Genomic DNA, 25,412 nt, shown 5'->3' with positions numbered 1-25,412 from the left:
GCGTGAGCATGGATATTAGCGATTTTTACCAGACATTCTTTGATGAAGCCGACGAATTGTTGGCCGATATGGAGCAACACTTGCTCGATTTGGTGCCCGAAGCACCGGATTCCGAGCAGCTCAATGCCATCTTCCGTGCGGCGCATTCCATTAAAGGCGGAGCCGGAACGTTTGGATTTACCATCCTGCAGGAAACGACCCATTTAATGGAAAACCTGCTTGATGAAGCACGACGCGGTGAGATGCAGCTCAATACCGACATTATCAACCTGTTTTTGGAAACCAAAGATATTATGCAGGAACAGCTCGACGCCTATAAAAGTTCGGCAGAGCCTGATGCCGCCAGCTTTGAATACATCTGCAATGCGCTGCGCCAGCTCGCGCTGGAAGCCAAAGGTGAGGTTGCCGCAGCCGTGGTTCCTGCCGCAAAACTGAGCGTTGTGGACACGGTTGCCGCGCAGGCGTCTGCCCCTGCTGACGCACCGGCAGGCAAGCTGCGCGTGGTGCTGTCTCGCCTGAAAGAGAATGAAGTTAACCTGCTGGAAGAAGAGCTGGGTAACCTGGCGAAATTAAGCAACGTGGTTAAAGGCAAAGACAGCCTGGCCGCGACGCTTGATGACGGTATTGGCCAGGACGATATCGTGGCGGTGCTGTGCTTTGTGATTGAAGCCGATCAAATCGCCTTCGAAACCGAAACGGTCGCGGTTGATGCCCCTGCGGCTGTGGAAGAGGCGGCTGTTGTCGCTCAGGCTGCCGCACCGGCTGTGGCGCCTGCGGCTCCGGCGCTCAAGGCGGTGCCAAAAGAGGCTGCTGCACCGGGCCGTGGTGAAAAACCTGCCGCGCGCTCCAGCGAGTCGACCAGCATCCGTGTCGCCGTTGAGAAGGTTGATCAGCTGATTAACCTGGTGGGCGAACTGGTGATCACCCAGTCGATGCTGGCGCAACGTTCAAACGAACTCGACCCGGTCACCCACGGGGATTTGATTACCAGCATGGGCCAGCTGCAGCGTAACGCCCGCGATCTGCAGGAATCGGTCATGTCCATCCGTATGATGCCGATGGAATATGTCTTCAGCCGCTTCCCGCGTCTGGTTCGCGATCTCGCCAGCAAGCTGAACAAGCAGATTGAACTGACCCTGATGGGCAGCTCAACCGAACTGGATAAGAGCCTGATCGAGCGCATCATTGACCCGTTAACGCACCTGGTGCGTAACAGCCTCGACCACGGTATCGAACTGCCGGAAAACCGCATTGCCGCCGGGAAATCCCCGGTCGGGAATCTGATCCTGTCTGCGGAACATCAGGGCGGAAACATCTGCATTGAAGTGACCGATGACGGCGCCGGTCTGAACCGCGAGCGCATCCTGGCAAAAGCGATTTCGCAGGGAATGGCGGTCAATGAAAACATGACCGACGAAGAAGTGGGCATGCTGATCTTCGCACCGGGCTTCTCTACCGCAGAGCAGGTGACCGACGTCTCCGGACGCGGCGTGGGCATGGACGTGGTGAAACGTAACATCCAGGAGATGGGCGGCCACGTTGAGATCCAGTCCAAACAGGGCTCCGGCACGACCATTCGCATCCTGCTGCCGCTGACGCTGGCGATCCTCGACGGCATGTCAGTCAAAGTGGCGGACGAAGTCTTTATCCTCCCGCTGAACGCCGTGATGGAATCCCTCCAGCCGCGTGAGGAAGATCTGCATCCGCTGGCGGGCGGCGAGCGCGTCCTCGAAGTGCGCGGTGAGTACCTGCCGCTGGTGGAACTGTGGAAAGTGTTCGAAGTGGACGGGGCGAAGACCGAGGCCACGCAGGGTATCGTGGTGATCCTGCAAAGCGCGGGCCGCCGCTACGCATTGCTGGTCGATCAGCTGATCGGTCAGCACCAGGTGGTGGTGAAGAACCTCGAAAGCAACTACCGCAAAGTGCCGGGTATTTCTGCCGCCACCATTCTGGGTGATGGTAGCGTGGCGCTGATCGTCGACGTGTCGGCGCTTCAGGGATTAAATCGTGAACAACGTGTGGCGTACACAGCCGCCTGATTAAGTAGAAGGTAATAACATGACCGGTATGAGTAATGTAACGAAACTGGCGGGCGAGCCATCAGGACAGGAATTTCTGGTATTCACTTTAGGCGATGAAGAGTACGGCATCGATATCCTGAAAGTGCAGGAAATCCGTGGTTACGACCAGGTTACCCGCATCGCTAACACGCCTGCGTTTATTAAAGGTGTCACTAACCTGCGTGGCGTCATTGTGCCCATCGTGGATCTGCGCGTGAAGTTCAGCCAGGGCGACGTTGACTACAACGACAACACCGTGGTGATCGTCCTGAATCTGGGGCAGCGCGTGGTGGGGATCGTGGTGGATGGCGTGTCTGACGTGCTTTCCCTGACCTCTGATCAGATTCGTCCTGCGCCAGAGTTTGCGGTCACGCTGTCGACCGAATACCTGACCGGTCTGGGCGCGCTCGGCGAGCGTATGCTGATTCTGGTGAACATTGAGAAGTTGCTGAACAGCGATGAGATGGCGCTTCTGGATATCGCCGCGAGTCACGTAGCCTAAAACAAAGCCGGGTGGCGCTGACGCTTACCCGGCCTACGTGTTCAAGTCATTTGTAGGCCGGGTAAGGCGAAGCCGCCACCCGGCTTTTTTACATCCTGCTCCACCAGCCCAGCTTCCGTGGCCACCCATACGTTAATGCTCGGGGCCGTCTTCGCAGCTGGATATCGCGGCGAGTCACGTAGCCTAAAACAAAGCCGGGTGGCGCTGACGCTTACCCGTCCTACGTGTTCGGGCCATTTGTAGGCCGGGTAAGGCGAAGCCGCCACCCGGCTTTTTTACATCCTGCTCCACCTGCTCAGCTTCCGTGGCCACCCATACGTTAATGTTCGGGGGCCGTCTTCACTGCAGGATATCGCGGCTAGTCGCGTAGCCTAAAACAAAGCCGGGTGGCGCTGACGCTTACCCGGCCTACGCGTTCGGGCCATTTGTAGGCCGGGTAAGGCGAAGCCGCCACCCGGCTTTTTCATGCCATTACGCTTCCTGCTTTACCAGTTCAGCTTCAGCTTCCGCGTCCCGCGCGCCTTCATTCTGCGACAGCATGGCGGTCGCAATACCATTACCCAGGACGTTAATTGCGGAACGGCCCATATCCAGGAAGTGGTCGATCCCCATCAGCAGCAGAATACCGGCCACCGGAATGTTAAAGCTTGGGATCGTCGCAGCCAGCACCACCAGCGAGGAGCGCGGTACGCCCGCAATCCCTTTTGAGGCCAGCATCAGGGTCAGCATCAGCACCGTCACCTCAGAGAAGCTCAGATGAATGTTGTACGCCTGCGCGATAAACATCGAGGCGAAAGAGCAGTACACCATCGACCCCACCAGGTTGAAGGAGTAGCCAATCGGCAGTACGAAAGAGGCGATGTTGCGCGAGCAGCCAAAACGCTCCAGCTGCTCCAGCGTTTTAGGGTAGGCCGCTTCAGAACTGCTGGTGGTAAACGCCACCAGAACCGGATCTTTCAGCATGCTGACCAGGCGGAACACCTCTTTTTTCAGCACCATGTAACCCACGGCCAGCAGCACCATGCAGGTGAGAAGAATGGCAACGTAGTAGCCGCCAATAAAGGAGGCATAGTTCAACAGAATGCCCAGACCCTGCGTGGCGATAACGGATGAGATTGCCGCGAAAATGGCCAGCGGCGCAACGTACATCACGTAGCCTGTGACCTTCAGCATGATATGGGAAACCACGTCCAGCGCAGCCACCAGCGGGGCGTTGAATTTCTGCCCCAGCGACGCGCCTCCAATGCCGAAGAACATGGAGAACACCACAATCTGCAGGATCTCATTGTTCGACATCGCCCCCGCGATGCTGGTCGGAATGGTGTGAGACAGGAACGCTTTCAGCGTCATCCCCCCAACGGCTAATCCGGTATCCACCGCCTCGGTCGGAACGGTCAGGTTCAGTCCGCTGCCCGGATGCTCCAGCGTGACGATAAACAGGCCGACCAGAATTGAGAGCACGGATGAGCTGATAAACCATACCATCGCTTTGCCGCCCACGCGGCCAATGGTGGAGGTTTCGCCCAGCTTCATAATGCCGACGGTGAGCGTACTGAAGACCAGCGGCGCAATGACCATTTTGATCAGTCGCAGGAAAATATCGGTCAGAAGGGTAATATTATCCGACCAGGCTTTGATGGCATCCGCAGATGCATATTCATGAATTGCTGCCCCTGAAAGAATACCCGCCAGCATGAATATCACGATGAAGAGTGTGAGTTTGTTTGCACTTGCCACGAAAAAAGACCCTCTATGCGCTTCAGATGTAGCCCGCACCGATACATATAAATTTTTTATTACGACGCGGGAAATTATTCGGCACATAAATTGACGCAAAGCGTAGGGGGATACAACTCCTTTTTAAGTTTTATTAATTTTGTTGTTATTGCCCTGACGATATATTGTGATCCGCATCACACTTTAATGGATATATTCTCTCCTGATAGCATGAAAATGCTGAAAAAGATAATTTAACTCTCTGTTATTTAAGGCAATAGGAAGTCAATAAGACAAAGTGCTTATGCGTTAAGGGGCAGGTGGTCGAAGCGATATCCGTAAACTAAATTCTCAATAACCCCCCTCAGAGGAACATTAAGCGGGGCTAACATCTTGAACGACAAAAATAAAACGTGGCAAGGGAACGGAGACGTCTTCTGGAGGGTGGTAAATGAAAAGAAAACTCCTTTTGATCTGCGCAGGCACCTTACTGACTGCGACAACGGTCCATCAGGCGCTGGCCGTCACCAGTAGCGGCACCATCGGCGCGACGCTGACGCTCACGAACGGTTGTCTGATAAACGGATCGCCCACGCAAAACGGTATTAACTTCGGGACACTGGATTTCGGCACCCATCCCGCAACGTTTTCCACTCTGACCACGCAGCTCACCGGCGCCAGCGGCGGAAACACCTTCACTATTCAATGTACGACCGCCAGCTATACGGTGGCGATCACCGGCAACACCAACTCCACCGCACCCGGCACCGTTGTCGGCACCCCGGGAACCCCTGCGCGCTATCTGGTTAACACCGCCAACGCGGCACAGGGCGTGGCATACAGCCTGTACAGCGACAGCGGGTTTAACAGCGTGATTGCCAATAACACCGCGCTGCCGATCGCCTCTACGGCCGGAGGGGTGGACAGTTACACCCTCTACGGGCGTATTACCGGCGGCGGTAACAGCGTGACGGTCGTCCCGGGCACCTACACCGACACGATTAACGTCAGCGTCACCTATTAGTCCTGCACCGCCATGAAGGCAACTCTTACTGGTCTGCGCATATGCGCAGAGGGATACGTGCAGCCTTTTTTCGCGCTGATCGTCGGATTGCTGATGGCGCCCGCGGCGGATGCGGTGACGTCACAGTCCTTTAAGGTCAGCGCGACGATTGTTCCGGGATGCGCGGTGGCCACCGGCAGCGGAGGGGTTCTCGGGACGCTGGATTTTGGCACCCATAACGGCGTCGAGAGCGCACCGGTCAGCACCAGCTTTGTGCCAAACGGGGCGTTGTCTATCGCCTGCACGCCGGGCGTGGCGCTGAGCATGAGCATTAATGGCGGACAGAATTATTCAACCGTTCGCCGCATGAAGCGCTCGAACGGCGCCGACGTGGTGGGATACCGGCTTTACAGCAGCAGCTCGCTGGCCGCGAACAGCGAAATTGGCGTCAACCAGGCGATACCGGTGACCTATAGCAACAGCAATAACATCGCGCTGCCGCTTTTTGGCGTGGCGCTACTGACCGGATTTAGCCCGGCAGGAACGTATTCCGATCAGCTCACCGTGACCTTGTCATGGTAATAAAGGGAGAGTGTTGATGAAGCCAGTTTTCAGACCTGTTTGTCTGGCGGGCGCGTTGGGAATGGCTGTGGCAACCGGTCAGGCGCAGGCGGCTGCCACCATTCTGCTCTGGCCTATCGACCCGTGGCTTGCGGCAGACGCCAACGCCACGGAGCTGTGGATCCAGAACCAGGGAAACAGCGCCACCACGATGCAGGTGCGCATTGTGCGCTGGAAGCAGGAGGACGGACACGAGCGCTACACCGCGCAGCAGGATGTGGTCGCCAGCCCGCCCATCGTCACGATTGGCACAGGCAGCAAGCAGCTTATCCGTCTTATTAAGCAGGCCCCCGTTCCCGCAGGCGTCGAACAGGCCTACCGCATTATCGTGGATGAAATTCCTCAGCCTGATGCCAAAGCCGAACCCGCCATCGGCCTCAAGTTGCAGATGCGTTACTCCATTCCGCTGTTTGTGTATGGCCAGGGGATCCCGACAATAAAAGAGGGGGCGCATCACGCGCTGGTGGAGACCCGGAACCTGAGCTGGCGGGTGACGCGAGCGGATGGGCAGCCGGTACTGGAGGTTCGGAATCGGGGGGATGTCCATGTCAGGCTGAGCCAGGTGGCGCTGGAGCAGGGAGGGCAGAAACGCACGGTCGCGGAGGGATTGCTGGGTTACGTACTTCCCGGCAGCACCCGCAGCTGGCCGATACCCGCAGGCGTTCGTCAGCCAGAGCGGATGAGCGCGCAGATTAATGCCAGGGACGCACAATGGCAGTCGACGCCCGTCAACTGAAGCCGGCGATGATGATACTGCTTTGCGTCAGTTCCGCGACCTGGGCTGAGTCCGGCGATGACAGCCTTCCGCCGCCGCCCCAGGCACAGGCGATACATGATGAAGCGGTCTTCCAGCTTGCCCTCGTGCTCAACCACTACGATACCGGTCTGGTCGTGCCCGTGACGCAGCGCAAAGGCACTTTCTTTATCTCCAGCGCTGACCTGCTGCGCGCGGGGCTGCCCCCAGAACATGTTCCTGCCGGAGAGGTGAATCTCTCATCGCTTTCTCAGGTTCGGGTGGAGTACGACAGCGCCGGACAGCGCCTGCTGCTGACCGTTCCCCGGGACTGGGTTGCATCCCGCGTGACGCCGTTCGGCGCGCAAACGGCGCAGGCCAAACCGCACTTCGGGCGCGGCGCGCTGCTCAATTACGATCTCTACACCAACCACACGGAGCATATCGGCGGACAGGCGTCCCTCTGGCATGAATTCCGCTATTTCAATGAGAACGGCTCGTTTTCCTCCACCGGCTATGCCCGGGAAAATTTCACCGGTAACGACGGTCAGCAGGAAGGGTATGTCCGCTATGACACGACCCTGCTGTTCACGAATGAGGATGACGCAATGAGCTGGAGCGTCGGGGACGTGATCAGCGATGCCCTGAGCTGGAGCTCCAGCGTGCGGATGGGAGGGATCAGCGTCGGGCGGGATTTCTCCCTGCGCCCTGACCTGGTGACGTGGCCGCTGCCCGAATTCGCGGGGGAAGCGGCGGTACCCACCTCGGTTGATCTCTTTATCAACGGCTATCGGTCCGGCTCAACCCAGCTTCAGCCGGGCCCCTTCACCCTGACCAATCTGCCCTATATCAACGGCGCCGGGGATGCGGTACTGGTCACGACGGATGCATTAGGGCGCCAGGTCAGCACCACGCTGCCGTTTTACGTCTCCAGCGACCTGCTCAAAAAAGGGCTGAGCGACGGCGCCGTGACGCTGGGCAGCCTGCGGCGTAATTACGGTATCAAGAATTTTGACTACGGCCCGGCGGCAGGCAGCGGTTCGTATCGCTACGGGGTGACGGACTGGCTGACGCTGGAGGGTCATGCCGAAGGGGCGGAGGCGCTGGCACTGGGCGGGGCTGGGACGGTGATTAAACTCGGCCAGTTTGGCGTGGTGAATACCTCTTACTCGCAAAGCCGCATGCGCGGGGAGGCGGGCGGGCAAATCAGCTGGGGTTACCAGTACAGCACCAGCGAGTTCAGCGTGGCCACCCAGCACACGCGTCGGGACCGCGGCTTTGGCAATCTGGCCCTCTACGACCAGCCTACGGTGTATGACGAGAACGATAAACCCATCGCCAGCTTCAGCCGCAATACGGACCAGTATTCTCTGACCTTCAACCTGGGACAGTACGGCAACATCGGCGCAGCCTGGATTGGCGTGGAGAGTTTTGACAGTCAAAAAACCGAGCTGCTTAATCTCTCATGGAGCCGTAATTTGTGGGGCGCGAGCAGTATTTACCTCGCCGGGAGCCGGGACCAGCAGCGGGGAGACTGGACGGTCGCGCTGTCGCTGCAGGTGCCGCTGGGGGCACGCGACAGCGCCGCGTTCACCGTCGAAAACGCCCCGGATGCGGGCAACACCCAGCGCATTAACTACAACCATTCCATGCCGTCTGACGGCGGCTTTAGCTGGAACATGGCCTGGGCCAACCAGTCAAAATCCAGTGACTATCAGCAGGGCACGCTGGGCTGGCGTAATAACAATATTGAACTGCAGGGCGGCGGCTACGGCGAAAGGGACATGATGACCTGGTGGGGCGAGGCGATGGGCGCGATTGTTCTGATGGATGGCGAGCTGTTCGCGGCGAATAAGATCAACGATGCGTTTGTGGTCATCAGTACCGACGGCCATCCGGACGTGCCCGTCAGCTATGAGAACCAGCCCGTTGGCAAAACGAATAACAACGGTTACCTGCTGGTCAGCGGGGTGTCGGCGTATTACCCGGCAAGCTACCGCATTGATACCCTGAACCTGCCGGCGGACACCCGGCTGAAAGAGACCGAGCGGCGAATTGCAATTCGGCGTCACAGCGGCTATCTGGTCGATTTCCCGATGGAGCAGGAGAGGGTGGCAAGCGTCATCCTCCACGATGCGCGCGGCCAGGCGCTGCCGGTGGGAAGCCAGGTCCGGCGTGCCTCGCGCAGCAATGCGGTGGTGGGGTATGACGGTATTGCCTGGCTGGAAAACCTTAGCGATGTGAATCCGCTGGAGGTGATCGCGCCTGACGGAAAACGCTGCAAGGTCACCCTGACCGTGGGAGCCAACCCGGAGCACAAGCTGCAAACCTACGGTCCGCTGGTGTGTCGGGAGGCGCCATGAAGCGTCTGCTGCTGTTGATGCTGTTGCTATTCTCCGGCGGCGGCTGGGCGGCGTGTACCGTCAGTACGGTTAATGCGTCGTTTGGCAGCGTCACCTCGTTCGCGCTCAGCGGAACCGGGGAGGTTGAAACCACCGGCAGGCTTGTTGTGGCGTGTGATACCGTGCTCAACGTTCTGACCAACGATTCGGTGACCCTGAGCTACACCGCGGCGTCAGTCTCGGGCAACAGTCGCGCGACCATGAAACGTACGGATAATGCCGCCATTACGGACGTAATCCCCACCCGGCTGTGCGGATTATCGGCTTGTGCGAGCAGCAGCGAGGTGCAGATAAGTAAAACGTATACCTGGAGCGGGAATACCTTGCTGGGGCTGCTGGGGACAAGGCAGTATAACATTCCGCTCTATTTTCGCACCGTCGCTGGACAAAACGTCACTGCCGGTCCCTACCAGGTGCAGTTGACCTTCAGCATCAGCTACAGCGTCTGTGCCTTCGGTGTTGGAAGCCTTTGTACGAATGCCCAGACGGGGACCTCAACAACCACCATCCTGTTGGATATGACCGTCACCAACGACTGTAGCGCCATGACCACGCCGGACGTCAACTTCAACAGCGCGCCGCTGGTACAAAGTTTCCCCACCGTCTCACAGGCGATTGCCGTCACCTGTACCAAAGGCAGTACCTATACCATCGGCATTAACAACGGTGCTAACGCGCTGAATAACGTGCGCCGGATGGTAAGCGGCAGTAACTACCTCAGTTATGACATCTACAAAGAAGCCACGGGTAACCGCTGGGGCGGCAGCGGCAGCGAACGCTGGACCAGCGCGACGTCGTCGCAGGTCAGTGCCGACGGTTTACTGCGTACCTACAACTACACCGCGAAAGTGCTAACTAATCAGGCCACGCCACCCGCCGGAACCTACACCGATACGCTGATTGTCGACGTGGCTTTCTAACCCCGCGCTTTTCCCTTTCTCAAATGTAAAGTTCCTGTTGGCTGTGCCGATAACACCGTTAATAAATCTATGAGAAGGTGTTGTATGTTGAACCGTATCCGCGTTGTCACAATGCTTATGATGGTGCTGGTCATTTTCGCACTACTTCAGCTTATCTCCGGCGGGCTTTTTTTCTCGTCATTAAAACAAAACCAGGACAGCTTCGCGGCCTCGAACGATCTCCGCCTGCAGCAGAGTGAACTCACCTCAACGTGGGATCTGATGCTGCAAACGCGTATCAACCTGAGCCGCTCGTCCGCGCGCATGATGATGGATCCCAACAATCAGCAGAGCAGCGCGAAAACCGATCTGCTGAAAAATGCCCGGGCGACACTTGCGGATGCCGCAAAGCATTACGAGGCCTTTAAGAAAATCACCCCGCAGCCTGCGATGGAGCAGGTGAGCCAGAATATCGACGAAAAATACAACGCCTACCATGCCGGTCTGGCAGAGCTGATTCAGTTCCTGGAGAGCGGCAACATGGACGCCTATTTCGCGCAGCCGACGCAGGGGATGCAAAACGCCCTCGGCGCGGCGCTGGGGGAATATGCAAAGGTCAGTGGCGATCTGTATCACTCCGCGTTTGCTGAAAGCCAGAATGACTACCGCTTTGCGAAATGGCAGATGGCGGTGCTGGCGCTGGCGCTGGTCATTGTGCTGATCGCGGTCTGGTACGGCATTCGCCATATCCTGCTGAACCCTCTCGGTCGCGTCATCGCCCATATTCGTGACATTGCCGGCGGTGACCTGACCAAAACGCTGACCGTGTCCGGGCGCAATGAGATCACCGAGCTGGCAAACAGCGTTGACCATATGCAGCGTTCGCTTATCGATACCGTCGCCAACGTGCGTAGCGGCACGGATGCCATCTATACCGGCACCAGCGAAATTGCGATGGGCAATAACGACCTCTCATCGCGCACTGAACAGCAGGCGTCCGCCCTGGAAGAGACGGCGGCCAGCATGGAGCAGCTCACCGCGACCGTGAAGCAGAACGCCGATAACGCCCGCCAGGCGTCTCAGCTGGCGGAAAGCGCCTCCGAGACGGCGCAGCGCGGCGGCCGCGTGGTGGATGGCGTAGTGAAAACCATGCACGACATCGCCGAGAGCTCGAAGAAAATCGCCGACATCATCAGCGTTATCGACGGCATTGCCTTCCAGACCAACATTCTGGCGCTGAACGCCGCCGTGGAAGCGGCGCGCGCGGGCGAACAGGGACGCGGGTTTGCCGTGGTGGCCGGGGAAGTGCGCAACCTGGCCAGCCGCAGCGCCAACGCGGCAAAAGAGATCAAATCGCTGATTGAAGATTCCGTCTCCCGCGTCGATACCGGCTCCGTGCTGGTGGAAAGCGCCGGGGAGACCATGAATGACATCGTGAATGCCGTCACCCGCGTGACGGACATCATGGGTGAAATCGCCTCTGCGTCTGATGAGCAGAGTCGTGGTATCGACCAGGTTGCCCTGGCGGTATCGGAAATGGATCGCGTGACACAGCAAAACGCCGCCCTGGTGCAGGAGTCCGCTGCGGCGGCCGCTGCCCTGGAAGACCAGGTGAGCCGTCTGAAGATGGCCGTCTCGGCGTTTCGTCTCGCTTCACTCGCTGGAAACACGGTCACCCCGCAGGCGACGTACCGCGCGCCAGCCGCTGAAACGGCTGCCAACCGTACGCGTACCGCGACGACCGGACAAGATGAAAACTGGGAAACATTTTGACTGACAATTAAACCGCGGCTGCTTGCCGCTTGATGGGAGCGTGGATGTTAAATCGTATTCGTATCTCGACCACACTGTTTTTGATACTGATCCTTTGCGGTGTGTTGCAGGTTGGCAGTAACGGGTTGTCTTTTTGGGCGTTTCGCGATGGCTATCAGAATTTGCAGGACGTTGAGACGAGTAATCAGCAGCGCTCCGCACTGGCACAAACCCGTGCCGTGCTGTTGCAGGCAAGCACTGCGCTGAACAAGGCGGGAACCTTAACCGCGCTAAGTTATCCGCCGGATGACATTAAGGCGCTGATGGCCACCGCGCGCGACAGCCTGAAACAGGCTGACGCACAGTTTAAGGCCTTTGCGGCACAGGCCACTGGCAGCGAGAAAGAGAAAGCGCTGAAGGCCGCCATGAAGACCCATTTTGAACAGTGGTACAGCGATCTCGACCATCAGGCGACGTGGCTTGAGAACAACCAGCTGTCGGACTTTATGACCGCGCCGGTTCAGGCCTCACAGGCGGCGTTTGACGGCAGCTTTGACGCATGGCAGCAGGATATCAATCAGTCTGTTCTGCGCGCCGGTGAAGCAAGCCGCACCAGCTATCACATGTCGGGCGTCATCTTCGGCGTGATGGTGATTCTGGCGGGCTTGCTGACCGGCGCCGCGCTGCTCTGGTCACGCAAAATGATTGTGCAGCCGCTGGCGATTATCAGCAGCCACTTCGACAGCATTGCGAAAGGCAACCTGGCGCGTCCGGTGGCGGTGTTCGGCAAAAACGAAATTTCGGCGATTTTTGCCAGCCTGAAGGCGATGCAGGGATCGCTGCGGGAAACGGTATCCGACGTGCGTCAGGGCAGTTATGCCATGCACACCGGGATCTCAGAGATTGCGGCGGGTAACAACGATCTCTCATCCCGCACCGAGCAGCAGGCGGCCTCGCTGGCGCAGACGGCAGCCAGCATGGAGCAGCTGACCGCGACGGTTAGCCAGAACGCCGATAACGCGCGTCAGGCGTCTGACCTGTCAAAACAGGCGGCGATGACGGCGAAGAAGGGCGGCGACCAGGCGTCCCATGTCGCCAGCACCATGCAGGAGATCGCCACCAGTTCACAGAAAATTGGTGACATCATCAGCGTGATTGACGGTATCGCATTCCAGACCAACATTCTGGCGCTGAATGCTGCCGTTGAAGCCGCGCGTGCCGGGGAGCAGGGGCGCGGGTTTGCGGTGGTGGCGGGTGAGGTGCGTAACCTGGCGAGCCGCAGCGCCAACGCGGCGAAAGAAATTAAGGTGCTGATTGAAGAATCGGTGTCACGGGTTCAGCAAGGCTCTGCCCTGGTGGATACGGCGGCACAAACCATGCACGAAATCGTCACCTCGGTGACGCGGGTGAACGACATCATGGGCGAGATTGCCTCGGCGTCGGATGAACAGCGTCGCGGGATTGAGCAGGTTGCTCAGGCGGTCACCCAGATGGATCAGGTGACGCAACAGAACGCCTCGTTAGTTGAGGAAGCGGCAGCGGCAACCGATCAGCTGGCCAGCCAGGCGGATCGTCTGACCGGGCTGGTCGCGGTATTTAATGTGAAAGAGCACGTTGAAGCAGTAACAGAAGTCGGGCGGTCGCAGGCCGTGCCAGTTGTATCCTGAATGTAATTAAGAAGGCGCTATGACATCACCAATGCCCCCTGGGCAAACGTCATTATTGTTGCAGATGACACAGCGCCTCGCGCTGTCCGACGCGCATTTTCGTCGGATATGTCAGTTAATCTACCAGCGTGCGGGGATCGTGCTTGCGGATCATAAGCGGGACATGGTCTACAACCGTCTGGTGCGGCGCTTGCGTACGCTGGGGCTGGATGATTTTGGTCGCTATCTGAGCATGCTCGAGGCGAACCAGAACAGCGCCGAGTGGCAGGCTTTTATTAACTCGTTAACCACCAACCTGACGGCGTTTTTCCGTGAAGCCCACCACTTCCCGGTCCTGGCCGAGCATGCGCGCCGGCGCACCGGGGAGTATCGCGTCTGGAGTGCGGCCGCCTCGACGGGGGAAGAGCCGTACTCGCTGGCGATCACCCTTGCCGATACGCTGGGGATGGCGCCGGGACGCTGGAAGGTCTACGCCAGCGATATCGATACCGAAGTGCTGGAGAAGGCGCGTAACGGTGTTTATCGCCAGGATGAACTGAAAACGCTGTCGCCGCAGCAGCTGCAGCGTTATTTCATGCGCGGCACGGGCCCGCATGAAGGCCTGGTACGCGTACGCCAGGAGCTGGCGAACTGCGTCGAATTCGCGCCCGTTAACCTGCTGGATAAGCAGTACAACGTGCCGGGGCCGTTCGACGCCATTTTTTGCCGTAACGTCATGATCTATTTTGATAAAACGACGCAACAGGACATTTTGCGTCGGTTTGTTCCGTTGCTCAAGCCTGACGGTTTACTGTTTGCCGGGCACTCGGAAAACTTCAGCAACCTTGTGCGTGAGTTTAGCCTGCGTGGGCAAACGGTATATGCGCTGAGTAAGGAAAAAGCATGAGTAAAATCAGGGTATTGTCCGTCGATGATTCAGCGCTGATGCGTCAGATCATGACTGAAATTATCAATAGCCACAGCGACATGGAGATGGTGGCAACCGCCCCCGATCCGCTCGTAGCGCGGGATTTAATTAAAAAATATAACCCCGACGTGCTAACGCTGGATGTCGAGATGCCGCGCATGGATGGCATAGATTTCCTCGAAAAATTAATGCGGCTGCGGCCCATGCCGGTGGTGATGGTCTCCTCCCTGACCGGGAAAGGATCGGAAATCACCCTGCGCGCGCTGGAGCTGGGAGCGGTGGACTTTGTCACCAAGCCGCAGCTCGGCATTCGCGAGGGGATGCTGGCGTACAGCGAGATGATCGCCGAGAAGATCCGCACCGCGTCGCGGGCAAAGCTTGCCGCCCATACGCCGATGGCCGCGCCTGCGACCCTGAAGGCCGGTCCCTTACTCAGTTCGGAAAAACTGCTGGTCATTGGCGCGTCAACCGGAGGAACAGAGGCAATTCGTCATGTACTCCAGCCATTGCCGCTCTCAAGTCCGGGTATTCTGATCACGCAGCATATGCCGCCAGGCTTTACCCGTTCGTTCGCCGAACGCCTGAACAAGCTGTGCCAGATCAGCGTGAAAGAGGCGGAAGACGGCGAGCGCGTGCTGCCGGGACATGCCTATATCGCCCCTGGCGACAAGCATATGGAACTGGCGCGCAGCGGCGCTAACTATCAAATCAAAATTCATGACGGACCGCCGGTCAACCGGCACCGTCCGTCGGTGGATGTGCTGTTTCATTCGGTGGCGAAACATGCGGGGCGCAACGCCGTGGGGGTGATCCTGACGGGGATGGGCAACGACGGGGCCGCCGGAATGCTTGCAATGCACCAGGCTGGCGCCTGGACGATTGCGCAGAATGAAGCAAGTTGTGTGGTGTTCGGCATGCCGCGCGAGGCCATCAATATGGGTGGCGTGAGCGAAGTGGTCGATCTTAGCCAGGTAAGCCAGCAGATGCTGGCGAAAATCAGTGCCGGACAGGCAATACGTATTTGACTCAGGAGTATTATTTTATGGCGGATAAAGAGCTTAAGTTTTTGGTTGTGGATGACTTTTCCACCATGCGTCGCATTGTGCGCAACCTGCTGAAAGAGCTGGGCTTCAATAACGTTGAAGAAGCAGAAGACGGCGTGGATGCGCTGAACAAGCTGCAGGCGGGCGGGTTTGGTTTTGTGATCTCCGACTGGAACATGCCAAACATGGACGGTCTGGAACTGCTGAAAACCATTCGTGCTGATGCGGGAATGGCGTCCATGCCGGTTCTGATGGTCACGGCAGAAGCGAAAAAAGAGAACATCATTGCCGCTGCACAGGCGGGCGCAAGCGGCTACGTGGTGAAGCCATTCACGGCGGCGACCCTGGAAGAGAAGCTCGGTAAGATCTTCGAGAAACTCGGCATGTGAGGTGTTGGTTATGATGCAACCTGCTATGAAACCCGTTGAAGAACACTCGCCGAGCGACATTATCGTCCGCATCGGCAGCCTGACGCGCATGTTGCGTGACAGCCTGCGTGAGCTGGGTCTGGATCAGGCAATTGCCGAAGCGGCGGAAGCGATTCCTGATGCGCGCGATCGTCTGGACTACGTCGTGCAGATGACCGCTCAGGCCGCGGAACGTGCGCTGAACAGCGTTGAAGCGTCACAACCGCACCAGGATGCGATGGAAAAGGGTGCGAAAGCGCTGACCAAACGCTGGGACGAGTGGTTTGAGAACCCAATCGAGCTGGCGGATGCCCGCGAACTGGTGACCGACACCCGTCAGTTCCTGGGGGATGTGCCCGGCCACACCAGCTTCACCAACGCCCAGCTGCTGGACATCATGATGGCGCAGGATTTCCAGGACCTGACCGGTCAGGTGATCAAGCGCATGATGGATGTGATCCAGGAGATTGAGCGCCAGCTGCTGATGGTGCTGCTGGAGAACATCCCGGAACCGGCAGCCCGTCCAAAACGCGAGAACGAAAGCCTGCTCAATGGTCCACAGCTCGACGCCAGCAAGGCGGGCGTGGTGGCAAGCCAGGATCAGGTGGACGACCTGCTGGACAGCCTCGGCTTCTGATGGTCCATTCCGCTTCAGGGGGGTAACGCCGCCTGGGGCGGTTTGCGACAAAATCACCGAAAAGAGCCCGAATAAACGGGCTTTTCCCGCCATTGGATTTCCGCTGCGCTGGCATGATACCCGTGACGTAATGGGCTGAGCGTGCACAGTGGCAGAAGAGAACGACGACAAAACGGAAGCCCCCACACCCCACCGACTAGAAAAGGCGCGTGAGGAAGGGCAGATCCCCCGATCCCGAGAATTGACCTCCCTGCTGATCCTTATCGTAGGGGTGTGCATTATCTGGTGGGGCGGGGAGTCGCTCGCCCGCAAGCTGGCGGGCATGCTCTCAACCGGCTTACGTTTTGACCACAGTATGGTCAACGATCCGAATCTGATCCTCAGCCAGATTATTCAGCTGATTAAAGGGGCCATGGTTGCGCTGCTGCCCCTCATTACCGGGGTTGTGCTGGTCGCGCTGGTCTCGCCGGTGATGCTCGGCGGTCTGGTCTTCAGCGCCAAATCGCTGCAGCCGAAATTTTCCAAACTCAACCCGCTGCCGGGTATTGCGAAAATGTTCTCTGCCCAGACCGGGGCCGAGCTGCTCAAAGCCATTCTCAAATCGGTGCTGATGGGCAGCTCCGCGGGGTTTTACCTCTGGTACCACTGGCCGGAAATGATGCGTCTTATCAGCGAGTCGCCGCTCACCGCGATGAGCAACGCGCTGAATCTGGTCGGGCTCTGCGCGCTGCTGGTGGTGCTCAGCATTATCCCGATGGTGGGTTTTGACGTGATCTTCCAGCTCTATACCCACTTCAAGAAGCTGCGGATGTCGCGTCAGGATATCCGTGACGAATATAAGCAGATGGAAGGTGACCCGCACGTGAAGGGGCGCATCCGCCAGATGCAACGTGCCGCCGCCCGTCGCCGCATGATGGACGATGTGCCAAAGGCCGACGTCATCGTTACCAACCCGACACACTATTCCGTTGCGCTGCGCTATGACGAAAACAAAATGAGCGCGCCGAAAGTGGTGGCGAAAGGGGCGGGACTGATCGCGCTGCGTATCCGTGAAATTGGCACCGAACACCGCGTGCCGATCCTCGAAGCCCCTCCGCTGGCGCGTGCCCTGTACCGCCATGCGGATATTGGACAACAGATCCCCGGACAACTCTACGCCGCCGTGGCGGAAGTGCTGGCCTGGGTATGGCAGTTGAAGCGCTGGCGTCTGGCCGGCGGTCAACGGCCTGTGAAACCTGAGAACCTTCCGGTGCCTGCCGCGCTGGATTTTATGAACGAGAAGGACACTGATGGCTAATCTGGTGGCAATGTTGCGCCTGCCCGGCAACCTGAAATCGACCCAATGGCAGATCCTGGCCGGGCCGATTCTGATCCTGCTAATTCTGTCGATGATGGTACTGCCGCTCCCGGCGTTCATCCTCGACCTGCTTTTCACTTTCAATATCGCGCTGTCCATTATGGTGCTGCTGGTGGCGATGTTCACCCAGCGTACCCTGGAGTTCGCCGCGTTCCCGACCATTCTGCTGTTTACCACCCTGCTGCGACTGGCGCTGAACGTGGCGTCCACGCGTATCATCCTGATGGAAGGCCACACCGGGGCGGCAGCGGCAGGTAAAGTGGTGGAAGCGTTCGGCCACTTCCTGGTGGGCGGTAATTTCGCTATCGGGATCGTGGTGTTCGTCATCCTCGTGATCATCAACTTTATGGTTATCACCAAAGGTGCAGGGCGTATTGCGGAAGTGGGCGCGCGATTTGTGCTGGACGGAATGCCGGGCAAGCAGATGGCGATCGACGCCGACCTGAACGCCGGGCTAATCGCCGAAGATGAAGCCAAAAAGCGCCGTGCGGAAGTGACGCAGGAAGCGGACTTCTACGGATCCATGGACGGTGCGAGTAAGTTTGTGCGCGGTGACGCCATCGCGGGCATTCTGATCATGGTGATTAACGTGGTCGGCGGCCTGCTGGTGGGCGTATTGCAGCACGGGATGGACATGGGCCACGCGGCGGAAAGCTACACGCTGCTGACCATCGGTGACGGTCTGGTCGCGCAGATCCCGGCGCTGGTGATCTCCACTGCGGCGGGTGTCATCGTGACCCGCGTGAGCACCGATCAGGACGTTGGCGAGCAGATGGTGGGCCAGTTGTTCAGTAACCCGCGCGTGATGCTGCTGGCCGCGGTGGTGCTCGGGTTGCTCGGTCTGGTGCCGGGTATGCCAAACCTCGTCTTCCTGCTGTTTACGGCGGCGCTGCTGGGCCTTGCCTGGTGGATGCGTGGCCGTGAAACCAAACCGGCAGCGGAACCTCTTCCGGTCAAAATGCCGGAGAATAATCAGGCCGTCGAAGCGACCTGGAACGACGTTCAGCTGGAGGATTCTCTGGGAATGGAAGTCGGGTATCGCCTGATCCCGATGGTCGATTTCCAGCAGGACGGCGAGCTGCTCGGCCGTATCCGCAGTATCCGTAAAAAATTCGCCCAGGACATGGGCTTCCTGCCGCCGGTGGTACACATCCGCGACAATATGGACCTGCCGCCCGCGCGCTATCGCATCCTGATGAAAGGCGTTGAAATTGGCAGCGGTGATGCCTATCCGGGCCGCTGGCTGGCGATTAACCCCGGCACCGCCGCAGGCACGCTGCCGGGCGAGCAAACCATCGATCCGGCCTTTGGTCTGGCCGCGATCTGGATTGAAAGCGCGCTGAAAGAGCAGGCGCAGATCCAGGGTTACACGGTTGTTGAAGCCAGTACCGTGGTGGCAACCCACCTTAACCACCTGATTGGGCAATTCTCGGCGGAGCTGTTTGGCCGTCAGGAAGCGCAGCAGCTTCTGGACCGCGTCACGCAGGAGATGCCGAAGCTGACGGAAGATCTGGTTCCGGGCGTGCTGACCTTAACCACGCTGCACAAGGTGCTGCAAAACCTGCTCGACGAGAAGGTGCCGATCCGCGATATGCGCACCATTCTGGAAACGCTGGCAGAGCACGCGCCAATCCAGAGCGATCCGCACGAGCTGACGGCGGTGGTGCGCGTGGCGCTGGGACGCGCCATTACCCAGCAGTGGTTCCCGGGAACCGGGGAAGTGCAGGTGATCGGCCTCGATACGCCGCTTGAGCGTCTGCTGCTGCAGGCCCTGCAGGGCGGCGGCGGCCTGGAGCCGGGCCTGGCCGACCGTCTGCTGGCGCAAACCCAGGAGGCGCTGGCGCGTCAGGAGATGCTCGGCGCGCCGCCGGTGCTGCTGGTGAACCACGCGCTGCGTCCGCTGCTGTCCCGCTTCCTGCGCCGCAGCCTGAGCCAGCTGGTCGTGCTGTCGAATCTGGAGCTGTCGGATAACCGTCATATCCGCATGACCGCGACGATTGGAGGAAAATAATGCGTAAATGGCTTTGGATGTTGCTCTTCCCGCTGGCGGCGCAGGCTGCCGGGGGAGGCGCCTGGCAGGCGAGCAGCATGGGGGTGACCCTCAGCAACCGCGGTGTTGCCATGTCGTCTAACCCGCTGGCGCCTGCTGAAGAGGTTTCCGGTCTGATGGGTCTGGTGGTCTGGAACTACCGGCTGATTGGCCCAACGCCAGCGGGCCTGCGGGTGCGCCTCTGCTCTCAGACGCGCTGCACGGAAATCGACGGCGAAAATGGAACAACGCAGGCGTTCAACGGCGTGCCGGCTATTGAACCTTTGCGTTTCATCTGGGAAGTGCCGGGCGGGGGACGTTTGATCCCGGCGCTGAAGGTGCAGAGTAATTCTGTCATCGTGAACTACCGCTGACGGTTGAATTGTCAGGACTGCAAAAAAACAAAACCCGGCGATTGCCGGGTTTTTTGTATTACATACGTTCTACGGTTTCGATACCCAGAGTATCCAGACCCAGCTTCAGGGTCTTCGCCGTCAGCTGCGCCAGCTTCAGGCGGCTGTTGCGGACCGATTCATTCTCCGCAGAGAGAATAGGGCAGTGTTCGTAGAAGCCGGAGAACAGACCCGCCAGATCGTACAGGTAAGCACACATCACGTGCGGCGTGCCGTCACGTGCGACCACGGTCAGCGTCTCTTCGAACTGCAGCAGACGCGCCGCCAGCTGCGCTTCACGATCTTCCGTGATGGTCACGGTGGCATTCGCCAGCACGCTTTCGTCGATATTGGCTTTGCGGAAGACCGACAGCACGCGGGTGTAAGCGTACTGCATGTATGGCGCGGTGTTGCCTTCAAACGCCAGCATGTTATCCCAGTCGAAGATGTAGTCGGTGGTACGGTTCTTGGACAGGTCCGCGTATTTCACCGCGCCGATACCTACGGCGTTCGCCAGTTTTTCCAGCTCGTCGGCCGGCATGTCCGGATTCTTCTCGGCCACCAGACGACGGGCGCGTTCCAGCGCTTCGTCCAGCAGGTCGGAGAGCTTCACGGTCCCGCCCGCGCGGGTTTTGAACGGCTTGCCGTCTTTACCCAGCATCATGCCGAACATGTGGTGTTCCAGCGGAACGCTGTCCGGTACGTACCCGGCTTTACGCACGATGGTCCACGCCTGCATCAGGTGCTGGTGCTGACGGGAGTCGATGTAGTACAGCACGCGGTCGGCATGCAGCGTTTCGTAACGGTATTTCGCGCAGGCAATGTCGGTCGTGGTGTAGAGATAGCCGCCATCCTTTTTCTGGATGATCACGCCCATCGGTTCACCTTCCTTGTTTTTGTACTCATCAAGGAACACCACCGTTGCGCCTTCGCTCTCCACCGCCAGGTTTTTCGCTTTCAGGTCAGCCACAATGCCGGGCAGCATTGGGTTGTACAGGCTTTCACCCATTACGTCATCACGGGTCAGGGTGACGTTCAGACGGTTATAGGTAAGCTGGTTCTGCGACATGGTGATGTCAACCAGCTTGCGCCACATCTCGAGGAAGTATTGATCGCCGCCCTGCAGTTTTACCACGTAGCTGCGCGCGCGCTCGGCAAAGGCTTCGTCTTCGTCATAGTGCTTTTTGGCTTCGCGATAGAACCCTTCCAGGTCCGCCAGCGCCATTTCGCCTGCGTTTTCCTGCTGCTGTTTTTCCAGGTAAGCAATCAGCATCCCGAACTGGGTACCCCAGTCGCCCACGTGATTCGCGCGGATCACCTTGTGACCGAGGAACTCGAGCGTACGCACCGCGGCATCACCGATGATGGTGGAGCGCAGGTGGCCAACGTGCATCTCTTTCGCCACGTTCGGGGCAGAGTAGTCGATCACGACGGTCTGCGCTTCCGGCTGGGAAACATCCAGACGATCGGATTTCAGCGCCGCGTCAACGTGGCTTGCCAGGAAGGCAGGCTCAAGGAAGATGTTGATAAAGCCCGGGCCGGCGATTTCGGTTTTGCTGGCAATGCCGGCGAGATCCAGATGCGTCAGTACCTGCTCAGCGAGCTGTCGCGGCGGCATACCCAGTTTTTTAGCCACTGCCATCACGCCATTAGCCTGATAGTCGCCAAACTGTACTTTTGCTGACTGACGAACCTGCGGTTCGCAATCCGCAGGCGCGCCTGCGGCAATCAGTGCCTGACTGACTTTTTCGGAGAGAAGAGCCTGAATATTCACCTGGATACCTTACTTTTTTGATGCGGGCTCACAACCACCCGCGCCAGTTAGAGAATTTAGGGCGGGAGTATACTGCAAATGCCTTCTGCCGTCAGCATCGCGGGGCCTGAAGATTGCTCAGAATCCAGGCTAAGAAGGTGTGCATAAACATGCAGTCGTAAAAAGCCGGATTCTGCGGTTGGTCAAAACAGAGCAACAGAGTAAATTAGCGGCTTTGCGACACGAAAAGAGAGTGACTTATGGCGAACTGGCAATCCATTGACGAACTGCATGATATTTCCGCAGATTTACCGCGCTTCACCCAGGCGTTCACAGAACTTGCCACCCGTCTCGGCCTGGATATCGCGCCGCTCGAGGCCGATCACATCTCTTTGCGCTGCCATCAGAATGCTACCGCAGAGCGCTGGCGTCGCGGATTTGAACAGTGCGGCGAGTTACTGTCCGAGAATATCATTAACGGTCGCCCCATCTGCCTGTTCAGGCTGCGTGAGCCGGTGAACGTGGCCCACTGGCAATTCACCGTGGTTGAACTGCCGTGGCCGGGCGAGAAGCGCTATCCGCACGAAGGGTGGGAGCACATTGAAATTGTCCTGCCGGGTGAGCCGGAGACATTAAACGCGCGCGCGCTGGCCCTGTTAGCTGACGAAGGCTTAAGCCAGCCGGGGATTTTTGTGAAGACCAGTTCGCCCAAAGGCGAACGAGAGCGGTTACCCAACCCGACGCTGGCCGTCACGGACGGGCAGGTCACGGTGAAGTTTCATCCCTCGACCATTGAGCAAATCGTTGACAGTGAGGCGCAAGAGATGTGAGTTCCCGCCGGGACTGAAAACAGACGGCATGTCATGATGGTTCGTTTGGTGGAATTTAAGGAGGATTACATGGCGCTGCTGGAGATTTGCTGTTACAGCGTGGAGTGTGCCGTCACCGCGCAAAATTACGGAGCTGACCGCATTGAACTGTGTGCGGCACCCAAAGAGGGCGGGCTGACGCCTGCTTACGGCGTGCTGAAGGCTGCCCGTCAGGCCGTCACGATTCCCGTTCACCCGATTATTCGTCCACGCGGCGGTGATTTTTGTTACACGGCGGGCGAGTTCGGTGCCATGCTTGATGATATCGCCCTCGTGCGCGACCTGGGGTTCCCCGGGCTGGTCACCGGCCTGCTGGATGAAGACGGCAATATCGACCTCCCGCGCATGCGTCAGGTCATGAGCGCAGCGCAGGGGCTCGCCGTCACTTTTCATCGCGCATTTGATATGTGTAAAGATCCGCTTCAGGCCTTTGAAACGCTTGGAGAACTTGGCGTGGCGCGCATTCTGACATCGGGTCAACAGCCGTCCGCTGAAAAAGGACTGCAATTAATTACGGAACTAAAAGCACATTCCGGTGTTCCAATAATAATGGCGGGTGCGGGAGTCCGTGCCAGCAATCTGGAACGGTTTTTAAACGCCGGGGTAGAAGAGTTGCACAGCTCGGCAGGCAAATGGATGCCGTCACCCATGCGTTATCGCAATACAGGATTGTCAATGTCGACGGATGCTGAAGCGGATGAGTATTCACGCTACGGTGTCGAGGGAGAGTCGGTTGCGGAAATGAAGTCGCTGATTGAGCGCCATCACGTGTAGCAACGTACCGATTTTTACCGCGCATCATGTCGCCCAATATGATGCTTGCTTGTACCAGGCCCCTGCAAATTACACAGGGGCCTTTTTTTCTCCTGCGCCCGGTAGCGCTTCGCTTACCGGACCTGGAAAATCGGGAGTAGGCCGGGTAAGGCGCAGCCGCCACCCGGCTAACAGGCTACGGCTTCGTCGCAATCAACACCGCTCGCATCGGGGCTGGATAGCCTTCAATGGTTTTGCTGTGATCGGTCGGGTCGAGGAACTGCTCCAGCGATTCGGTGATCATCCACTCGGTCCGGCGCTGCTCTTCGATAGAGGTCACGCTGACATCGGCAATTCGCACATCCACAAATCCGCACTTCTCCAGCCAGTTCTTCAGCGCCAGCGCGGAAGGGATGAAGTAAACGTTGCGCATCTGCGCGTAGCGATCGCCCGGTACCAGAACGGCATGTTCATCGCCTTCGATCACCAGCGTTTCCAGCACCAGCTCGCCGCCGCTGACCAGCTGATCTTTCAGTTGCCACAGGTGCTCCAGTGGGGAACGGCGGTGATACAACACGCCCATGGAGAACACGGTATCAAAGGCTTTCAGTGCGGGCAGCTGCTCAATACCCAGCGGCAGCAGGTGCGCGCGCTGGTCGTTACCCAGCAGCTTACGTACCGCTTCAAACTGACACAGGAACAGCTGCATCGGGTCGATACCAACCACCAGATGCGCGCCTGCGCCAATCATGCGCCACATGTGATAGCCGCTACCGCAGCCCACGTCCAGAATGGTGCGCCCGGTCAGGTCGGAAAGGTGCGGCAGAACGCGATCCCATTTCCAGTCTGAGCGCCATTCGGTATTGATGTTCACGCCGTACAGCGAGAACGGCCCTTTACGCCACGGCATCAGGTTTCGCATCAGCGTTTCGATACGGTTGATCTGCCCTGGCGGAAGCGGTTCTTCACTCTCTGCGGTGACGCTGTGCAGGAGATCCAGACGATGCGGGGTCAGTTCCGGCAGAAACTCCACCGCATTTGACCACTGCTTTAACAGGCCGTGCTGCTGATCCCGCTGCCAGGCGGCAATCTGCGCAGGCAGCGTCTCCAGCCAGTGGGAGAGGTGATTTTTGGCAATCAGCTGATAGAAGTTGCTGAACTCGATCATGCGGGTTTCCCCGCTTTCAGCGCCACCAGAGACCCAAAGTTGAAGCACTGGAACCACAGTTCGCTATGCTCAAATCCGGCCTGACGCAGGCGCGTCTTGTGGGTTTCTACGGAGTCCGTCAGCATCACGTTTTCGAGCATGCTGCGCTTCTGGCTGATCTCCAGCTCGCTGTAGCCGTTCGCCCGTTTGAAATCGTGGTGCATATTGAACAGCAGCTCGCCAACCTCGGCATCTTCAAAGCTGAATTTCTCCGAGAGCACCAGCGCGCCGCCAGGATTCAGCCCCTGATAGATTTTGTCCAGCAGCAGCTGGCGGTCTTCCGGCACCAGGAACTGCAGGGTGAAATTCAGCACCACCATCGAGGCGTTTTGGATCTCAATCTCACGGATATCGCCTTCCACCACGTCAACCGGAACAGGGGCTTTGTAGGCGTCAATATGGCGGCGGCAGCGTTCCACCATGGCCGGAGAGTTATCCACGGCAATGATTCGGCAGCCTTCGTGATGAACGTTACGACGTACCGACAGCGTTGCCGCGCCGAGCGAGCAGCCCAGGTCATAGACCTGCGTGCCGGGTTGAACGAAGCGCTCAGCCAGCATGCCGATCATAGAGATAATATTGGAATAACCGGGAACAGAGCGCTGGATCATATCCGGGAAGACTTCGGCTACCCGTTCATCGAAGGTCCAGTCGCCCAGGCTGGCGATAGGCGCGGAAAAAAGCGTGTCGCGATCTGACATAA

22 protein-coding genes are annotated in these 25,412 nt (G+C 58.5%); 18 read left to right on the top strand and 4 right to left on the bottom strand.

Going from position 1 to position 25,412, the window contains the following annotated elements:
• Positions 1–2 precede the first annotated feature (2 nt).
• Both cheA and cheW read left to right on the top strand, forming a co-directional pair.
• A complete protein-coding gene (gene cheA, locus ACOTXI_RS05055) occupies positions 3–2,039 on the top strand; it encodes a chemotaxis protein CheA (RefSeq protein WP_008500419.1) in 2,037 nt (678 codons plus the stop codon).
• Between the two features lie 19 nt (positions 2,040–2,058).
• Positions 2,059–2,562 carry a chemotaxis protein CheW gene (gene cheW / locus ACOTXI_RS05050; RefSeq protein ID WP_008500420.1) on the top strand — a complete coding sequence of 168 codons (504 nt, stop codon included), beginning with the start codon at positions 2,059–2,061 and terminating at the stop codon, positions 2,560–2,562.
• Between the two features lie 471 nt (positions 2,563–3,033).
• Here cheW and ACOTXI_RS05045 read toward each other — a convergent pair whose 3' ends face one another.
• Positions 3,034–4,299, bottom strand: a complete 1,266-nt coding sequence (locus ACOTXI_RS05045; protein ID WP_008500421.1) for a dicarboxylate/amino acid:cation symporter — start codon at positions 4,297–4,299, stop codon at positions 3,034–3,036.
• Positions 4,300–4,729: 430 nt separating this feature from the next.
• Here ACOTXI_RS05045 and ACOTXI_RS05040 point away from each other — a divergent pair, with 430 nt between their 5' ends.
• The 14 genes from ACOTXI_RS05040 (at position 4,730) to flhE (ending at position 20,109) form a co-directional block, all read left to right on the top strand.
• Complete coding sequence (locus tag ACOTXI_RS05040; protein WP_008500422.1) at positions 4,730–5,302, top strand: Csu type fimbrial protein; 573 nt, start codon at positions 4,730–4,732, stop codon at positions 5,300–5,302.
• 12 nt (positions 5,303–5,314) lie between these two features.
• The gene (locus ACOTXI_RS05035; RefSeq protein ID WP_032622788.1) at positions 5,315–5,863 is read left to right on the top strand and encodes a Csu type fimbrial protein; all 549 of its coding nucleotides are present in this window, start codon (positions 5,315–5,317) and stop codon (positions 5,861–5,863) included.
• A 16-nt stretch (positions 5,864–5,879) separates the two neighbouring features.
• Positions 5,880–6,638, top strand: a complete 759-nt coding sequence (locus ACOTXI_RS05030; protein ID WP_023344438.1) for a fimbrial biogenesis chaperone — start codon at positions 5,880–5,882, stop codon at positions 6,636–6,638.
• The gene (locus ACOTXI_RS05025; protein WP_058653413.1) at positions 6,614–8,998 is read left to right on the top strand and encodes a fimbria/pilus outer membrane usher protein; all 2,385 of its coding nucleotides are present in this window, start codon (positions 6,614–6,616) and stop codon (positions 8,996–8,998) included. Before ACOTXI_RS05030 ends, ACOTXI_RS05025 begins: the two co-directional genes overlap by 25 nt.
• On the top strand, positions 8,995–9,957 hold the full coding sequence (locus tag ACOTXI_RS05020) for a Csu type fimbrial protein (protein WP_025912281.1): 963 nt from the start codon (positions 8,995–8,997) through the stop codon (positions 9,955–9,957). The genes ACOTXI_RS05025 and ACOTXI_RS05020 overlap by 4 nt, the downstream gene beginning before the upstream one ends.
• 84 nt (positions 9,958–10,041) lie before the next feature.
• Positions 10,042–11,709 carry a methyl-accepting chemotaxis protein II gene (gene tar / locus ACOTXI_RS05015; RefSeq protein WP_058653411.1) on the top strand — a complete coding sequence of 556 codons (1,668 nt, stop codon included), beginning with the start codon at positions 10,042–10,044 and terminating at the stop codon, positions 11,707–11,709.
• Positions 11,710–11,753: 44 nt separating this feature from the next.
• Entirely contained in the window at positions 11,754–13,355 is a 1,602-nt protein-coding gene (gene tap / locus ACOTXI_RS05010; RefSeq protein ID WP_058653408.1) for a methyl-accepting chemotaxis protein IV, read from the top strand.
• A 19-nt stretch (positions 13,356–13,374) separates the two neighbouring features.
• Positions 13,375–14,241, top strand: coding sequence for a protein-glutamate O-methyltransferase CheR (gene cheR / locus ACOTXI_RS05005; RefSeq protein ID WP_008500429.1), 867 nt, complete (start codon positions 13,375–13,377; stop codon positions 14,239–14,241).
• Positions 14,238–15,287: a protein-glutamate methylesterase/protein-glutamine glutaminase gene (locus ACOTXI_RS05000; protein WP_008500430.1), complete on the top strand. Its 1,050-nt coding sequence runs from the start codon at positions 14,238–14,240 to the stop codon at positions 15,285–15,287. The genes cheR and ACOTXI_RS05000 overlap by 4 nt, the downstream gene beginning before the upstream one ends.
• 17 nt (positions 15,288–15,304) lie before the next feature.
• Positions 15,305–15,694 (top strand): chemotaxis response regulator CheY, encoded by a 390-nt coding sequence (gene cheY, locus ACOTXI_RS04995; RefSeq protein ID WP_008500431.1) that lies wholly within the window; start codon positions 15,305–15,307, stop codon positions 15,692–15,694.
• Between the two features lie 10 nt (positions 15,695–15,704).
• Entirely contained in the window at positions 15,705–16,349 is a 645-nt protein-coding gene (gene cheZ, locus ACOTXI_RS04990; protein ID WP_008500432.1) for a protein phosphatase CheZ, read from the top strand.
• Between the two features lie 148 nt (positions 16,350–16,497).
• Positions 16,498–17,646 (top strand): flagellar biosynthesis protein FlhB, encoded by a 1,149-nt coding sequence (flhB, locus tag ACOTXI_RS04985; RefSeq protein WP_021240449.1) that lies wholly within the window; start codon positions 16,498–16,500, stop codon positions 17,644–17,646.
• Positions 17,639–19,717 carry a flagellar biosynthesis protein FlhA gene (gene flhA / locus ACOTXI_RS04980; RefSeq protein WP_087855432.1) on the top strand — a complete coding sequence of 693 codons (2,079 nt, stop codon included), beginning with the start codon at positions 17,639–17,641 and terminating at the stop codon, positions 19,715–19,717. Before flhB ends, flhA begins: the two co-directional genes overlap by 8 nt.
• A complete protein-coding gene (gene flhE / locus ACOTXI_RS04975; RefSeq protein ID WP_044596634.1) occupies positions 19,717–20,109 on the top strand; it encodes a flagellar protein FlhE in 393 nt (130 codons plus the stop codon). Before flhA ends, flhE begins: the two co-directional genes overlap by 1 nt.
• A gap of 58 nt (positions 20,110–20,167) precedes the next feature.
• On the opposite strand, the gene argS is transcribed toward flhE, so the two are convergent.
• Positions 20,168–21,901, bottom strand: coding sequence for an arginine--tRNA ligase (gene argS / locus ACOTXI_RS04970; protein ID WP_058653405.1), 1,734 nt, complete (start codon positions 21,899–21,901; stop codon positions 20,168–20,170).
• Positions 21,902–22,140: 239 nt separating this feature from the next.
• On the opposite strand from argS, the gene ACOTXI_RS04965 reads away from it, so the two are divergent.
• Positions 22,141–22,710 (top strand): VOC family protein, encoded by a 570-nt coding sequence (locus ACOTXI_RS04965; RefSeq protein ID WP_058653403.1) that lies wholly within the window; start codon positions 22,141–22,143, stop codon positions 22,708–22,710.
• 69 nt (positions 22,711–22,779) lie between these two features.
• Complete coding sequence (cutC, locus tag ACOTXI_RS04960; protein WP_058653400.1) at positions 22,780–23,523, top strand: copper homeostasis protein CutC; 744 nt, start codon at positions 22,780–22,782, stop codon at positions 23,521–23,523.
• Between the two features lie 175 nt (positions 23,524–23,698).
• Here the strand turns inward: cutC and cmoB are convergent, their stop codons facing one another.
• Together cmoB and cmoA are read right to left on the bottom strand one after the other, a co-directional pair.
• Entirely contained in the window at positions 23,699–24,670 is a 972-nt protein-coding gene (gene cmoB / locus ACOTXI_RS04955; RefSeq protein WP_058653399.1) for a tRNA 5-methoxyuridine(34)/uridine 5-oxyacetic acid(34) synthase CmoB, read from the bottom strand.
• Complete coding sequence (gene cmoA, locus ACOTXI_RS04950; RefSeq protein WP_008500441.1) at positions 24,667–25,410, bottom strand: carboxy-S-adenosyl-L-methionine synthase CmoA; 744 nt, start codon at positions 25,408–25,410, stop codon at positions 24,667–24,669. Before cmoA ends, cmoB begins: the two co-directional genes overlap by 4 nt.
• Positions 25,411–25,412 lie beyond the last annotated feature (2 nt).

Origin of the sequence: Enterobacter cloacae complex sp. BZL2005 (assembly GCF_049238885.1) — a bacterium.
GTDB classification, from domain to species: Bacteria; Pseudomonadota; Gammaproteobacteria; order Enterobacterales; family Enterobacteriaceae; genus Enterobacter; species Enterobacter roggenkampii.
The sequence above is the reverse complement of the archived record's forward strand: the minus strand, read 5'-3'. Positions and strand labels throughout refer to the sequence as shown.

Excerpts from the sequence above, each read along its gene's own strand:
- cheW (WP_008500420.1), top strand. The coding sequence starts at position 2,059 with ATGACCGGTATGAGTAATGTAACGAAACTGGCGGGCGAGCCATCAGGA.
- ACOTXI_RS05040 (WP_008500422.1), top strand. The coding sequence starts at position 4,730 with ATGAAAAGAAAACTCCTTTTGATCTGCGCAGGCACCTTACTGACTGCG.
- ACOTXI_RS05035 (WP_032622788.1), top strand. The coding sequence starts at position 5,315 with ATGAAGGCAACTCTTACTGGTCTGCGCATATGCGCAGAGGGATACGTG.
- ACOTXI_RS05030 (WP_023344438.1), top strand. The coding sequence starts at position 5,880 with ATGAAGCCAGTTTTCAGACCTGTTTGTCTGGCGGGCGCGTTGGGAATG.
- ACOTXI_RS05025 (WP_058653413.1), top strand. The coding sequence starts at position 6,614 with ATGGCAGTCGACGCCCGTCAACTGAAGCCGGCGATGATGATACTGCTT.
- ACOTXI_RS05020 (WP_025912281.1), top strand. The coding sequence starts at position 8,995 with ATGAAGCGTCTGCTGCTGTTGATGCTGTTGCTATTCTCCGGCGGCGGC.
- tar (WP_058653411.1), top strand. The coding sequence starts at position 10,042 with ATGTTGAACCGTATCCGCGTTGTCACAATGCTTATGATGGTGCTGGTC.
- tap (WP_058653408.1), top strand. The coding sequence starts at position 11,754 with ATGTTAAATCGTATTCGTATCTCGACCACACTGTTTTTGATACTGATC.
- cheR (WP_008500429.1), top strand. The coding sequence starts at position 13,375 with ATGACATCACCAATGCCCCCTGGGCAAACGTCATTATTGTTGCAGATG.
- ACOTXI_RS05000 (WP_008500430.1), top strand. The coding sequence starts at position 14,238 with ATGAGTAAAATCAGGGTATTGTCCGTCGATGATTCAGCGCTGATGCGT.
- cheY (WP_008500431.1), top strand. The coding sequence starts at position 15,305 with ATGGCGGATAAAGAGCTTAAGTTTTTGGTTGTGGATGACTTTTCCACC.
- cheZ (WP_008500432.1), top strand. The coding sequence starts at position 15,705 with ATGATGCAACCTGCTATGAAACCCGTTGAAGAACACTCGCCGAGCGAC.
- flhA (WP_087855432.1), top strand. The coding sequence starts at position 17,639 with ATGGCTAATCTGGTGGCAATGTTGCGCCTGCCCGGCAACCTGAAATCG.
- flhE (WP_044596634.1), top strand. The coding sequence starts at position 19,717 with ATGCGTAAATGGCTTTGGATGTTGCTCTTCCCGCTGGCGGCGCAGGCT.
- ACOTXI_RS04965 (WP_058653403.1), top strand. The coding sequence starts at position 22,141 with ATGGCGAACTGGCAATCCATTGACGAACTGCATGATATTTCCGCAGAT.
- cutC (WP_058653400.1), top strand. The coding sequence starts at position 22,780 with ATGGCGCTGCTGGAGATTTGCTGTTACAGCGTGGAGTGTGCCGTCACC.
- cmoB (WP_058653399.1), bottom strand. The coding sequence starts at position 24,670 with ATGATCGAGTTCAGCAACTTCTATCAGCTGATTGCCAAAAATCACCTC.
- cmoA (WP_008500441.1), bottom strand. The coding sequence starts at position 25,410 with ATGTCAGATCGCGACACGCTTTTTTCCGCGCCTATCGCCAGCCTGGGC.